Here is a 13,665-nt window from a genome sequence, read left to right on the forward strand (position 1 = left end):
AAAGGTTAAGCCTTTGTGGAATTTTTTTTTGTCTTTAAATTTATTAGTACAAATGATTTATGTAAGTTATATATTGTTATAAGTAGGCAAGTTAATAGAGGTGGATATATGATTACTATAAGTTTATGTATGATAGTTAAAGATGAAGAAAAAACATTAGGTAGATGTTTAGGTTCAGTTAGTGACATAGTAGATGAAATAATTATTGTTGACACAGGTTCAAAAGATAATACAAAAGAAATTGCAAAGTCATTTGGGGCTAAAATTTATGATTTATCTTGGGAGGATAATTTTGCAAAAGCTAGGAACTATTCATTCAGTAAGGCTACTAAAGATTATCAAATGTGGTTAGACGGAGATGACTATATAGATGATTTGAATTGTCAAAAATTAAAGAAATTAAAAGATGAATTAGATAATACTGTAGATTCTATTATGATGACCTATTCTTTAATTAGAAATGAAAATGGAGAAACAACATATTCAACAAGAAGAAATAGAATAGTTAAAAGGGAAAAAGGATTTAGATGGATTGGAAAAGTTCATGAGTATTTAAATGTATATGGGAATATATATCAAAGCGATATAGCTATAAATCATAATAAGCAAAAAGAGTCCACAAATAGAAATTTAATGATATTTAAAAACATGGAAGAGAAGAATGAAGAATTTTCAACAAGAGATCTTTTTTATTATGCAAATGAACTTTATGATAATAACTTGTTTGAAGAGGCAGTTGTAAAATATAAAGAATTCTTAAATCAAGATTTAATTTGGTCTGAAGATTTTAAAAGAGGAACAATAAACCTTTCAAGAGCTTTAAAGTATAGTAACTCATCAGTAGATGAGAGGATTGATGTTATATTTCAAAGTATGAAAAAGTATACTCCAAATGGAGAAACACTTTGTGAACTTTCAAATTGTTTTATGGAAAAAGCTATGTATGATGAAGCAATTATATTTCTAAAATCAGCATTGGATATGGATATAGATGAACTAAATAGCGGTTTTAACAACAGGTTATATAATACATGGATACCAGCTATACAACTATGCGTTTGTTATTCAAACTTAGGAAATTTTGAAAAAGCTTACTATTATAATGAATTAGCCAGTATATATTTAGCGCCTAAGGATAAAGTAGAGTTTAATAGAGAATATCTAAAGGGCAAAATGAAAGATAATAATATTAAATTAGATAAAATTAGGCAAACTTTAGTGTGGGAAAAGTGAAAAATCGCCATAAAAATATATAATTTATAACAAAGGATAAGACTTAGGAATAGAATATATTAAATTGTTTAAGGGTGGTGATTTTTTTGAGCTGCGAAAGTGTTTATAGTACTGGAGATACTTTTGTTATGTCTAAATATCCAAATGAAAATTACAGTAAAGAATATTGTCTTGTAGTAAGTAGGGATATTGATTGTTATGAAGACGTGGTAAATACATTAATTAAATTTGATTTGCCAATGTCTACTTGTAACTGTAAAGTTACGGATGCTGAAATTAGAATATATATTGAAGAGATTAATATACCTCGTGATGAGAAAGGAATATGTATTGATTTATTATATAATTTAGATTTGTTTTATCAAGATTATGTAACTTATAATACAGCACCTTTTGTAAAGCCGAATAAAAAAAATATTTTTATACCAAAATCCTGTGAAGGAAGATATGTGTCTATTGATGTAACAGATTTAATAAGGAATTTCTCTAACAATCAGATAGAAAATAATGGTATAACGTTAGCTGTATCAGAAGAAAGTGTTGGAAGCATCACATTTTCATCTTCAAGAGGGGAAAATAATATAACTTTAAAAGTTTGTTATATTGATAGTTGTAGTCCATCTATTGAGGGACCTCCAGGACCGAGAGGACCAGAAGGTCCAAGAGGAGAAATGGGACCATGTGGTCCAGTTGGACCGGAAGGACCAGAGGGACCAAGGGGACCAGAAGGACCAAGAGGATTAATGGGACCAGAAGGACCATGTGGACCAGAAGGACCAGAAGGACTTATGGGGCCAGTTGGACCTAGAGGATTACAAGGTGTTGAAGGACCGAGAGGAAAAGAAGGACCAGAAGGACCAGAGGGTCCAAGAGGAGAAATGGGTCCAAGAGGTTTTGATGGAATGGCAGGAGAAATTGGACCTATAGGACCTAGAGGGTTAATGGGACCAGAAGGACCGGTTGGACCAACAGGAATTCAAGGACCTCCTGGTATACAAGGAATTATGGGACTAGAAGGGCCAGAGGGACCAGAAGGGCCACAAGGTCCTATAGGAGAAAGGGGTCCAAGAGGAGAGAAAGGAGATCCTGGAGAGCAGGGTCCTAAAGGAGATCCAGGTCAAATGGGAATACAAGGACCAAGAGGACCGAGAGGATTTATGGGACTAGAAGGGCCGTGTGGACCAATTGGACCAGAAGGACCACGAGGAATACAAGGACCGCAAGGGCCAAAAGGTGAAACTGGAGCAACTGGCCCAGAAGGACCAATGGGTTTAATGGGACCAGAGGGACCTATAGGGCCAAGAGGATTTCAAGGAGAAGCAGGACCAGAAGGACCAATGGGACCACAAGGACCAGAAGGACCACAGGGAGAAATGGGATTAATGGGTCCAATGGGACTTGAAGGACCAGAAGGACCAAGAGGATTAGAGGGTCCAGAAGGACCAGAAGGACCACAAGGTGAAAGAGGACCAATGGGGCCTATGGGGCCAGAAGGACCAGAAGGACCTGAGGGGCCAGAGGGACCACAAGGCGAAAGAGGAGAACAAGGACCAAGAGGACCAGTTGGACCAAGAGGGGAAGTTGGACCAAGAGGACCTAAAGGAGATCCAGGAGAATCGGCATGTAATGAGTGTGCATATATAGTGTCTGAAAAATGTGAATGTGTGAGATCAAATGAAGCTATACCATTTAAAGAAAATTTAGTTTTAAGTGAGAATGCAATTTGTCATACTGAAGGATCAAAAATTATAGTATTAGATGAAGAAGGTTACTATTTAATTAATTTCTCAGCATCAGCAAGCCTAGAAAAGGTAGGAATAGTTCAATTAGAACTAAGAGTAAATGGAATAATGTATAGCATAGCTGCTAGTGAAATATTAAAATGTGGAAGCTTAATTAATCTAGCAAGTACAGCCATAGTATTTAATAGCTGTGATGATGAACTAGAAATAGAACTTGTAAATGGAAGCAAGTGTCAGGCAACGTTCTGTTTAACAAGAGTGACAATAGTTAAATTATCATAGGATAATATAAGACATGATTTATTTCATGTCTTATATTAATATTTATAGTATGTTAATTAAATTAATTTTGTATTTGTTGATAGAGTTTTTAAAAGGGGATATAATTATAATATTAACTTAGAAGAAATTAAATTTTAGACAGGAGAAGATTATGGGTATAGTAATAACATTAGGTGTTTTATTAATAATTTTAAATTTAGCATGTGCTTTTTCTATAATATTTATAGAAAGAAAAGACCCTACAACAACTTGGGCTTGGCTTTTAATATTCATATTATTACCTGGTATAGGATTTATAATTTATATTTTAATAGGGCAGAATTTTAGTAGACAAAAATTATTTAAAGAAAAAAGGATTAATGATGTAAACAAAAAGAAAGAGCTAAATAAAATTTCAGGTGATAGTAGTGGTCATGATGGCGGAGAACAATTTAAAGATTTAAGAAGAATGAATTATAACAATTGTGGTGCAAGATATACAGTTGGAAATGATGTTGATATTTTCATAAATGGAGAAGACAAGTTTAAAAAACTTTTAGAAGATATTAAAAATGCAAAAGAATATATTCATATAGAGTATTACATATTCAGAAAAGATCGTATAGGAAAAAAGATTGTAGAGGCTTTAGAGAAAAAACTTGAAGAAGGCGTTGAAGTTAGACTTTTAGTTGATAGTATGGGTTCTTATACTGTAACTAAAAAGAAACTAAAAAGGTATTTAGAACTTGGGGGAAGATTTGCAATATTTTTCCCTGGATTATTGCCTCATATAAATACACGTATAAACTTTAGAAATCATAGAAAGATAGTTGTAATTGATGGAAATGTTGGATATGTTGGAGGATTTAATGTAGGAGATGAGTATGTAAACTTAGATAAAAAGATAGGTTTTTGGAGAGATACTCATATTAGAATAAGAGGTATGGCTGTTAATGATTTAAATGAAAGATTCCTTTTAGATTGGTGCTATGCAGCTAAAGAAGAACTTAATGATTTTGGAATATTCTTACCAAAGAAAGAGTATAGAGGCGGGGATGTTGGTGTACAAATAGTAACAAGTGGTCCTGACCATAATGAAGAATATATTAAAAATGCATATATTAAACTAATTAATAATGCAAAGAAAAATGTATATATAACATCACCATATTTTGTACCTGATGCTCCAGTTCTTGAAGCAATTAGAATAGCAGCTTTATCTGGAGTAGATGTTAGAATATTAGTGCCTGGAAAACCGGATCATAAGTTTATGAAATGGGCAGCAGACTCTTATTTATGTGATTTATTTTCAGCAGGAGTTAAAGTTTATTACTATAGAAAAGGCTTTATTCATTCAAAAACAATTGTAGTAGATGGTTCAGTTGTATCAATTGGTACAGCAAATATGGATATTAGAAGCTTTAGTTTAAACTTTGAAGTTAATGCTTTTATATTTGATGAAGAAAAGGCTAAAGAATGCGAAGATGACTTTATGAATGACTTAAAAGATTCAGTAGAGGTAACGAAGGCAATGTTTGAATCTAGACCTAAGAGAGTGCGTATAGCAGAGTCATTAGTAAGACTTGTATCACCAATATTATAGAATACTTAAGATATAACTTTAATTAATGAAGTTTAAAGTTATATCTTTTTCAATTTATAAAAACATATATTTTGTAATATTAAATTTCTTAATATTAATAAAAATGAGTATAATAAAATAAATTTATTAAAAATAAAGCCAAATAATTAAAAATGTGGTATAATAAGTAAAATTAATTTTGTTAATTAGTTTTGGGGCAATTTATAAAAACTTTATTAATAAAATAATTAAAAATAAGAAATTATTAATGAACAAAAGAAAGTAGAACTCAGGGTAAATTGGGTTCTTTTTTTGTAAATTAATAAAATTTTTAGAGGGGGCTTATAAATGATAGTAATTTTAAAACCGAAAGTAAAAGAAGAAGAAATCAAGAATTTAACTAGGGAGTTAGAGAGTAAAGGTGTGTCTGTTAATCCTGTTATAGGAAAAGATATGAGCATACTTGGACTTGTTGGGGATACAAGGTCATTAGATCCAACACAGATTGAAGCTAATCCAAATGTTGAAAGGGTTATGCATGTACAAGAGCCTTTTAAAAAAGCTAATAGAATGTTCCATCCAGATCCAAGCATTATAGATGTAAATGGAATAAAAATTGGTGGAGAAAAGATAGCAATGATAGCAGGTCCTTGTTCTGTAGAAAATGAAGAACAAATACTTGAAGTTGCTGAAAGCGTAAAAAATTCTGGGGCACAATTTTTAAGAGGTGGTGCATTTAAACCAAGAACTTCTCCATACAGTTTCCAAGGACTTAAATATAATGGTTTAGATCTTTTAAAACTTGCAAGAAAAAATACTGGACTTCCAATAGTAACAGAGATAATGTCACCATATGATGTTGAACGCTTTAATGAAGATGTTGATATTATACAAGTTGGTGCTAGAAATATGCAAAACTTTGATCTTTTAAAAGAGCTTGGAAAGATTAATAAACCAATTCTTTTAAAGAGAGGTTTATCTGCAACAATTGAAGAGCTTTTAATGAGTGCTGAGTATATTATGGCTGAAGGTAATGAAAATGTAATTTTATGTGAAAGAGGTATTAGAACATTTGAGACTTACACTAGAAATACTTTAGATTTAAGTGCTATACCAGCAATTAAGAAATTAAGCCATCTTCCGGTAATAGTTGATCCAAGCCATGCTACTGGCAAGTGGTGGATGGTAGAACCATTATCTAAAGCTGCAATTGCAATTGGAGCAGATGGATTAATTATAGAAGTTCATAATAATCCAGAGAAAGCATTATGTGATGGAGCTCAATCAATAAAGCCAGATGTTTATAATAAATTAATTGAAGATTTAAAACCAATTGCAAAGGCAGTAGGTAGAGTATTATAATTAATAGTTATAAATATAGATTTTAAAGAGGCGGTATAGTATATGAAAAGACTTTTAGTAGATTTAGGAGAAAAATCCTATAATATAGACATAGAAAAAGGAAGTATAAAAGATGTAGCTTCTTATATTAAAAGAGTTTATAATGGCGAAAAAATATTTATATTAACAGACGATAATGTTGATAAATATTACGGAAGTATTGTGAAAAAGTCATTAGAAGATAGTAACTTTAAAGTAGAAAAAATGACTATTAAAGCTGGAGAAGAAAGTAAGTCGTTTAGTTCATTAGAAGAAATATATAATAAACTTTTAGATTTTAAATTAACTAGAAAAGATTTAATTATAACTTTAGGTGGAGGAGTTATAGGAGATCTTGGTGGATTTGTTGCTTCAACATTTTTAAGAGGTGTATCTTTTTATCAAATACCAACTTCACTTTTAGCACAAGTAGATAGTAGTGTTGGAGGAAAAGTTGCTGTTGATTTAAAAAGGGGTAAAAATTTAGTTGGAAGCTTTTATCAACCAAAAGGTGTTCTTATAGATCCAGATGTTTTAAATTCATTAGAAGATAAATTCTTTAAAGATGGAATGGGTGAAGTAATAAAATATGGTTTCATAAGAGATGAAAATCTTTATAATCTTCTAAAATCATTAAATGGTAGAGAAGAAGTAATGAAGCATATTGAAGATATAATCTACACTTGTTGCGATATAAAAAGAGAAATTGTAGAGCGTGATGAAAAAGATCTTGGTGAAAGAATGGTTTTAAATTTTGGTCATACTTTAGGTCATGCAATAGAAACTTTTTATGGATTTAAAACTTATACACATGGAGAATGTGTTGCTATAGGGATGTATCTAATAGCTAAATTATCTTATGAAAAAGGAATAGTTCCTATAGATTATTCAGAGAATATTAAAAGTATTTTAACTTCTTATGGGTTGCCATATGAAGTCAAATTAGAGGATAATGAAGAGATTATAAATATAGTAGCTTTAGATAAGAAAAATATGGGAAGTACATTAAAGATAATTATAATGAAAGAAATCGGAAATGCAGAGATATATAATACAACAATTGATTTCTTTAAATAGAAAAGAGGTGAAGGAATGGGAAGTATAAAAATATATAACAAAAAGCTTAAAGGTGAAGTTAATATTCCGCCTTCAAAAAGTATGGCACACAGAGCAGTTATATGTGCAGCTTTAGCTAAAGGAAAAAGTATTATTAAAAATATAGATTTATCAGATGATATAATTGCAACAATAAATGCAATGAGAGAGTTAGGTGCAACTATAAATATTTTTGATAAACATCTTGAAATAATTGGAGTTTCAGATGATTTAAGAAAGTCAAAAAGATTAATAGATTGTAATGAATCTGGTTCAACACTTAGATTTCTCATTCCTATAGCAGCACTATATGATGGAGAAAATAGATTTATAGGAAAAGGAAATCTAGGGAAAAGACCACTTCAAATTTATTATGATATTTTTGAAAAACAAGGAATTGAATATTCTTATAAAGAATCTGAATTAGATTTAAATGTAAAAGGAACATTATCACCTGGAACTTTTTATGTAAGAGGAGATGTAAGTTCTCAATTTATAACAGGTCTTATGCTATCACTTCCTTTATTAAATGGCGATTCTAAAATAATAATTGAAGGAAAGCTAGAATCAAAGGGTTATTTAGATTTAACTCTTAGTGCAATGAAAGATTTTGGAGTTCATATTGAAAACAAAGATTATAGAGAGTTCATTATAAAAGGTAATCAAAGCTATGAAAAAAGAGAATATAAAGTCTGTGGAGACTACTCTCAAGGGGCATTTTTCTTATGTGCAGATGCTATTTCAAATGAAGTTAAATGTAATGACTTAGAAGAAGATTCTCTTCAAGGAGATAAAGAGGTTGTTTCTATATTAGAAAGAATGGGCGTTGATTTTAAAAGAGATAAAGATTCATTAATAGGAAGTGCTAGTGAACTTGTAGGAACAACTATAGATGCTTCAGGATGTCCTGATATAATACCAATACTTTCAGTAGTTGCATGTTTAGCTAAAGGAAGAACTGAAATTATAAATTGCAAAAGGCTTAGAATAAAAGAATGTGATAGGTTACATGCAATAAATGAAGAGCTTACAAAGCTTGGAGGAATTATTGAAGAAAAAGAAGATTCTTTAATAATTGAAGGTATTAGTAACTTTAAAGGTGGAGTTACTGTTTGGAGTCATAAAGACCATAGAATAGCTATGATGCTTGCAATTGCATCAACTTGCTGCAAGGAACCTATCATATTAAAAGATTTTGAATGTGTAAGCAAATCTTATCCAAACTTTTTTGAAGACTTTAAAATGCTAGGAGGAAATTTTGATGAGTGGAATGTTTGGGAATAACTTAAAAATATCTATTTTTGGTGAATCTCATGGAACAGCTATAGGACTTACAATAGATGGACTTCCATCAGGATTTCAAATAGATTTAGAAAAAGTGAATTTTGAAATGGAAAGAAGAGCTCCAGGAAGAAACAAATTATCTACTGCTAGAAAAGAAGGAGATAATGTAGAAATAATAAGTGGATTATTTAACGGAAAAACTACTGGTACACCTCTTTGTGGAATAATAAAAAATAGCGATAAAAGATCAAAAGACTATAGTAAGTTAAAAGATTTAATGAGACCTGGTCATGCAGATTATACAGGAAATATTAGATACGAAGGTTTTAACGATTATAGAGGTGGAGGACATTTCTCAGGAAGAATTACAGCACCACTTGTATTTGGTGGAGCAATATGTAAGCAAATACTAGAAAGCTATGGAATAAAAATAGTCTCTCATATAAAGCAAATAGGAAATGTTAAAGATGACTTTTTTGATAAAGTAAATATAGACGATAGTTTAATAGATTCTTTAAGAAAAGAAGAATTACCATTAATAAATAAAGATTTAGAAGATAGTATAAGAAACGAAATATTAGATGCAAAAAAAGAAGGGGATTCAGTTGGTGGAATTATTGAATGTGCAATAATAAATGCAATGCCTGGAATAGGTAATCCTTTCTTTGATTCAGTAGAATCAACTTTATCACATTTATTATTTTCAGTTCCAGCAGTTAAGGGTGTTGAATTTGGTGAAGGGTTCAATATGGCAAATCTTAGAGGTTCTAAATGTAATGATGAATTTTATTATGAAGGAGAAAAAGTTAAAACAAGAACTAATAATAATGGTGGAATATTAGGTGGTATAACAAATGGTATGCCAATAGTATTTAGGGTAGTAATTAAACCAACTCCTTCAATATTAAAAGTTCAAGATACAGTTGATATAAATGAGAAAAAGAATTGTAAGCTTCAAATAGAAGGAAGACATGATCCTTGCATAGTTCAAAGGGCACTTCCAGTTATAGAAGCAGTTTCTGCTATAGGGATTTTAGAACTGTTGAAAGGAAGATTTTAATGGATGCTTTAGAAGGCTACAGAGAAGAAATTGATAATATAGATAAAGAAATAACAAGGCTATTTGAAGAAAGAATGAATGTAGTCTTAAAAGTAGCTGAGTATAAAAAAGAAAATAACTTACCTATTTTTCATAAGGGAAGAGAAGAGGTAGTTATTGAAAAAAATATAAATAGACTTAAAAATAAAGATTATAGTTTAGAAATTAGAAAGTTTTATAATAGTTTAATGGAAGTCTCAAGAGAACTTCAAAGTAGGAAATTAAATAGAGAAAGTTCATATCAAGATATTAAAGAACTTAATATTTCTAAAGAAGATATATTAGGATTCCAAGGTGTTAATGGTTCATACAGTGAAGAGGCACTTTTAAAACATTTTGGAAGTGATAATAAAAGATTATTTTTTGAAGAGTTTGAAGACGTGTTTAAAGCTTTAAAGAATGATACAATTAAATACGGAATTTTACCTGTTGAAAATTCTTCAAGTGGTGGAATAAATGAGGTTCACGATCTTTTAATTAAATATGGTTTTTATATAGTTGGAGAAGAGAGTATTAAAATAGAAGAACATCTTCTAGGAACAGAAAATACTACTCTAGAAACAATTAAAGATGTATATTCTCATCCACAAGGATTTATACAAAGTAGTGAATTCTTAAAAAATTATAGTGATTTTAAATTAATTCCGTTTCATAATACAGCAACAAGTGCAAAGTTAGTTAGTGAATTAAATGATACAAGTAATGCTGCAATTGCTGGAGAGAGAGCATCTAAAATATATAATCTTAAAATAATAAAAAGAAATATTAGCAATAATAAAAACAATTGTACAAGATTTATTATAATAGGGAAAGAACTATTAAAGGAAAAAGACGCTAACAAGGTAAGCATTGTATTTTCACTTGAGGATAAGCCGGGAACTCTTTATAAGCTTTTAAAACATTTTGGCGAATATGATTTAAATATGATAAGAATTCAGTCAAGACCAACAAAAGGGGAAAGATGGAAGTATTTCTTGTATATTGATTTTGAAGGAAATCTTCAAAATGAAGGGGAGAAAAAAGCACTAGAATTTATAAAAAATAGTAGTGAATACTTTAGACTTTTAGGTTGGTATAAAAAGAGAATGGAAGTGAAGTAATGGAGTTTTTTGGACTTATCGGAGAAAAGTTATCACATTCTTTATCTTCAGAGATACATGAAGATGTATTTAAATATCTTAATGTAAATTGTGCATATAAATTATTTGAAATAGAGAAAAATAATATAAATAAAATATGGGATGCGTTAAGAGTTTTAAGTATTAGAGGAATTAATGTAACTATTCCATATAAGGAAGTCATAATGGAAGGATTAGATGAAATATCAGAAGAAGCTAAAAAGATAGGGGCAGTTAATACAATTTTCAATAAAAATGGTAAACTTATAGGATATAATACTGATTATTATGGTTTTAAGTATATGCTTCTAGATAAAAATATTAATGTAAAGAACAAAAAAGCAGTTATCTTAGGAACTGGTGGAGCAAGTAAGGCAGTTCTTGCATGCCTTTTAGATTTAGGCGCAGAAGAAGTTATATTAGTAAGTAGAAGCAAAAAAGAGAATAAATATAACGATAAAGTTAAGTATATAACTTATGATGAACTTAAAAGCATAAAAGGAGAAGTTATTATTAATACAACTCCTGTTGGTATGTATCCTAATACATTAGAATCACCAGTTTCAAAAGATATAATAAATAATTTTAATAGCGTAGTTGATATTGTATATAATCCTTTAGAGACAGAATTTTTAAAGTATGGAAGAGAACTTAATAAAGTTACATGTGGTGGACTTATGATGCTTGTAGTTCAAGCGATATATGCAGAAGAAATTTGGCAAGAAAGAAGAATAGATAAAAAGGTTATACTAAACATATATAATAAACTTAGTGAAAAATTTTAGTTCTTAAAATTAAGGAGCACATATGTATGGAAAAGAGAGATAAAATTATATTAATAGGTATGCCAGGTTCAGGTAAAACAACAATTGGAAAGATTCTTGCAAAAGAGCTTAATTATAATTTTTATGATATGGATGATTATATAGAAGAGACTTCTAAAAAATCTATAAAAGAACTATTTGAAAAATCAGAAGATGAATTTAGAAACATTGAAACAGAGGCATGTAGAGAGCTTTCACTTAAAAAGAGATGTGTAATTTCAACTGGTGGTGGAGTAGTTAAAAGGGATATAAATATAGAAATACTAAGAGAAAGTGGTATTATAGTATTTATAAACCGACCAACAGAAAAAATATTAGAAGATGTTGATATTTCAAAAAGGCCACTACTTAAGAATGGGAAAGAGAGATTATATAAATTATATGATGAAAGATTTTATAAATATAAAAATTCTTGTCATATAGAAGTATTAAATGAAGGATTCTTAAGAGACGCTATTGATTTAACCAAATTTAAATTAAAGGGTAAAATTAAGGAGTAAGTAATATGAAGATTATGGTTATAAATGGACCAAATTTAAACATGCTTGGTGTAAGAGAAAAAGAAGTTTATGGAACTAAAGATTTTAAAGAGGTTATAAAATATGTTAAAGAGGAAGGGGAAAAAAGAAATTTAGATATTACTTTTTTCCAAAGTAACATTGAAGGAGAAATAATAAATGCTATTCAAAGAGCTTATTTTGAAAACTTTGATGGCATTATAATTAATCCAGGAGCTTATACCCATTATAGCTATGCAATACATGATGCAATAAAGGGAGTTTCTATAAAAACTGTAGAAGTACATTTATCAAATATTCATTCTAGAGAGGAATTTAGAAAAACTTCAGTTACAGCACCAGCTTGTATTGGACAGATTTCAGGCTTTGGAGAGCTTGGATATGTATTAGCTATGGAAGCTTTATTAGGATAAGTAAATTAGTAAACTAAAGAGTTATAAGTGTAGGATATGAAGTATTGTGGGTGTTAAAAAACAAATAGAGAAATTATATTTTGGAGGATATTTTATGATTATTGTAATGGATCCAAAGGCTAATGAGGACGCAATAAGAAAAGTTAGCCAAGTTGTAGAAGGATTAGGTTTAAAACCTCATCTTTCAATGGGAGAATCCCATATTATTATAGGTGTGGTAGGAGATGCTTCAATATTAGACTCGAATAAATTACTAAGATTTGATGGAGTTTCAAAAGTAGTTAAGGTTGAGGAACCTTTTAAAAAGGCTAACAGATTATTTAAACCAAGTGATACTATAGTAGATGTTTTAGGAAACAAAATTGGTGGAGGCCATATCGGAATAATGGCAGGCCCTTGTTCTGTCGAAAGTGAAGAACAAATTATTCAAATCGCTAAATCAGTTAAAAAATCAGGAGCTAATTTCTTAAGAGGAGGAGCATTTAAACCAAGAACTTCTCCATATAGCTTCCAAGGACTTGAACTTGATGGTTTAGAGCTTTTAAAGAAGGCAAAGGAAGTAACAGGATTACCTATAGTTACAGAACTTATGTCAACTGATTACATCGATGAATTCGTAGAAAATGTTGATGTTATTCAAATAGGTGCAAGAAACATGCAAAACTTTGACCTTTTAAAGCAAGTCGGAAAAACAAAAACTCCTATTCTTTTAAAGAGAGGATTATCAGCAACTATAGAAGAATGGCTTATGTCAGCTGAATATATTATGGCTGGAGGAAATGAAAATGTAATTCTTTGTGAAAGAGGAATTAGAACATTTGAAACTTATACAAGAAACACTTTAGATTTAAGTGCAATTCCAGTTGTTAAAAAGCTAAGTCATCTTCCAGTTATTGTAGATCCAAGTCACGCAGCAGGATATTGGTACTTAGTAGAACCACTTGCTAAAGCTGCAATTATGGCAGGTGCAGATGGACTTATGATAGAAGTTCATAATGATCCAAAGAATGCATTAAGTGACGGACAACAATCAATTAAAGAAGAAAGCTTTGATAAGCTTATGGAAAAAGTTAAAGCAATATGTGAGTTTGAGGGTAAAACTCTTTAATAAATTTT

Annotated in this window: 12 protein-coding genes; all 12 read left to right on the top strand. The window is 30.1% G+C overall.

From position 1 onward, the window contains the following. The first annotated feature begins 108 nt into the window (after nucleotides 1-108). Nucleotides 109-1,233 carry a glycosyltransferase family 2 protein gene (locus tag ACZ5TJ_RS03810; RefSeq protein ID WP_464201425.1) on the top strand — a complete coding sequence of 375 codons (1,125 nt, stop codon included), beginning with the start codon at nucleotides 109-111 and terminating at the stop codon, nucleotides 1,231-1,233. An 86-nt stretch (nucleotides 1,234-1,319) separates the two neighbouring features. Beyond that, nucleotides 1,320-3,257 carry a DNRLRE domain-containing protein gene (locus ACZ5TJ_RS03815; protein ID WP_464201427.1) on the top strand — a complete coding sequence of 646 codons (1,938 nt, stop codon included), beginning with the start codon at nucleotides 1,320-1,322 and terminating at the stop codon, nucleotides 3,255-3,257. A gap of 151 nt (nucleotides 3,258-3,408) precedes the next feature. Next, nucleotides 3,409-4,839, top strand: a complete 1,431-nt coding sequence (cls, locus tag ACZ5TJ_RS03820; protein WP_464201429.1) for a cardiolipin synthase — start codon at nucleotides 3,409-3,411, stop codon at nucleotides 4,837-4,839. 327 nt (nucleotides 4,840-5,166) lie between these two features. Then, nucleotides 5,167-6,180 (top strand): 3-deoxy-7-phosphoheptulonate synthase, encoded by a 1,014-nt coding sequence (gene aroF / locus ACZ5TJ_RS03825; protein WP_464201430.1) that lies wholly within the window; start codon nucleotides 5,167-5,169, stop codon nucleotides 6,178-6,180. Between the two features lie 42 nt (nucleotides 6,181-6,222). Next, nucleotides 6,223-7,275, top strand: a complete 1,053-nt coding sequence (aroB, locus tag ACZ5TJ_RS03830; protein ID WP_464201431.1) for a 3-dehydroquinate synthase — start codon at nucleotides 6,223-6,225, stop codon at nucleotides 7,273-7,275. A gap of 15 nt (nucleotides 7,276-7,290) precedes the next feature. After that, nucleotides 7,291-8,577: a 3-phosphoshikimate 1-carboxyvinyltransferase gene (gene aroA, locus ACZ5TJ_RS03835; RefSeq protein WP_464201432.1), complete on the top strand. Its 1,287-nt coding sequence runs from the start codon at nucleotides 7,291-7,293 to the stop codon at nucleotides 8,575-8,577. Next, nucleotides 8,555-9,637: a chorismate synthase gene (gene aroC / locus ACZ5TJ_RS03840; protein WP_464202269.1), complete on the top strand. Its 1,083-nt coding sequence runs from the start codon at nucleotides 8,555-8,557 to the stop codon at nucleotides 9,635-9,637. Before aroA ends, aroC begins: the two co-directional genes overlap by 23 nt. Next, the gene (locus ACZ5TJ_RS03845; RefSeq protein WP_464201434.1) at nucleotides 9,637-10,776 is read left to right on the top strand and encodes a chorismate mutase; all 1,140 of its coding nucleotides are present in this window, start codon (nucleotides 9,637-9,639) and stop codon (nucleotides 10,774-10,776) included. The genes aroC and ACZ5TJ_RS03845 overlap by 1 nt, the downstream gene beginning before the upstream one ends. Further along, nucleotides 10,776-11,579, top strand: a complete 804-nt coding sequence (gene aroE / locus ACZ5TJ_RS03850) for a shikimate dehydrogenase (RefSeq protein ID WP_464201435.1) — start codon at nucleotides 10,776-10,778, stop codon at nucleotides 11,577-11,579. The genes ACZ5TJ_RS03845 and aroE overlap by 1 nt, the downstream gene beginning before the upstream one ends. A gap of 26 nt (nucleotides 11,580-11,605) precedes the next feature. Continuing rightward, nucleotides 11,606-12,118: a shikimate kinase gene (locus tag ACZ5TJ_RS03855; protein WP_464201437.1), complete on the top strand. Its 513-nt coding sequence runs from the start codon at nucleotides 11,606-11,608 to the stop codon at nucleotides 12,116-12,118. Nucleotides 12,119-12,123: 5 nt separating this feature from the next. Next, nucleotides 12,124-12,549, top strand: a complete 426-nt coding sequence (gene aroQ / locus ACZ5TJ_RS03860; protein ID WP_390480556.1) for a type II 3-dehydroquinate dehydratase — start codon at nucleotides 12,124-12,126, stop codon at nucleotides 12,547-12,549. Between the two features lie 94 nt (nucleotides 12,550-12,643). Next, on the top strand, nucleotides 12,644-13,657 hold the full coding sequence (aroF, locus tag ACZ5TJ_RS03865) for a 3-deoxy-7-phosphoheptulonate synthase (RefSeq protein ID WP_054199203.1): 1,014 nt from the start codon (nucleotides 12,644-12,646) through the stop codon (nucleotides 13,655-13,657). Nucleotides 13,658-13,665: the final 8 nt, after the last annotated feature.

This window comes from Clostridium budayi (assembly GCF_055396605.1).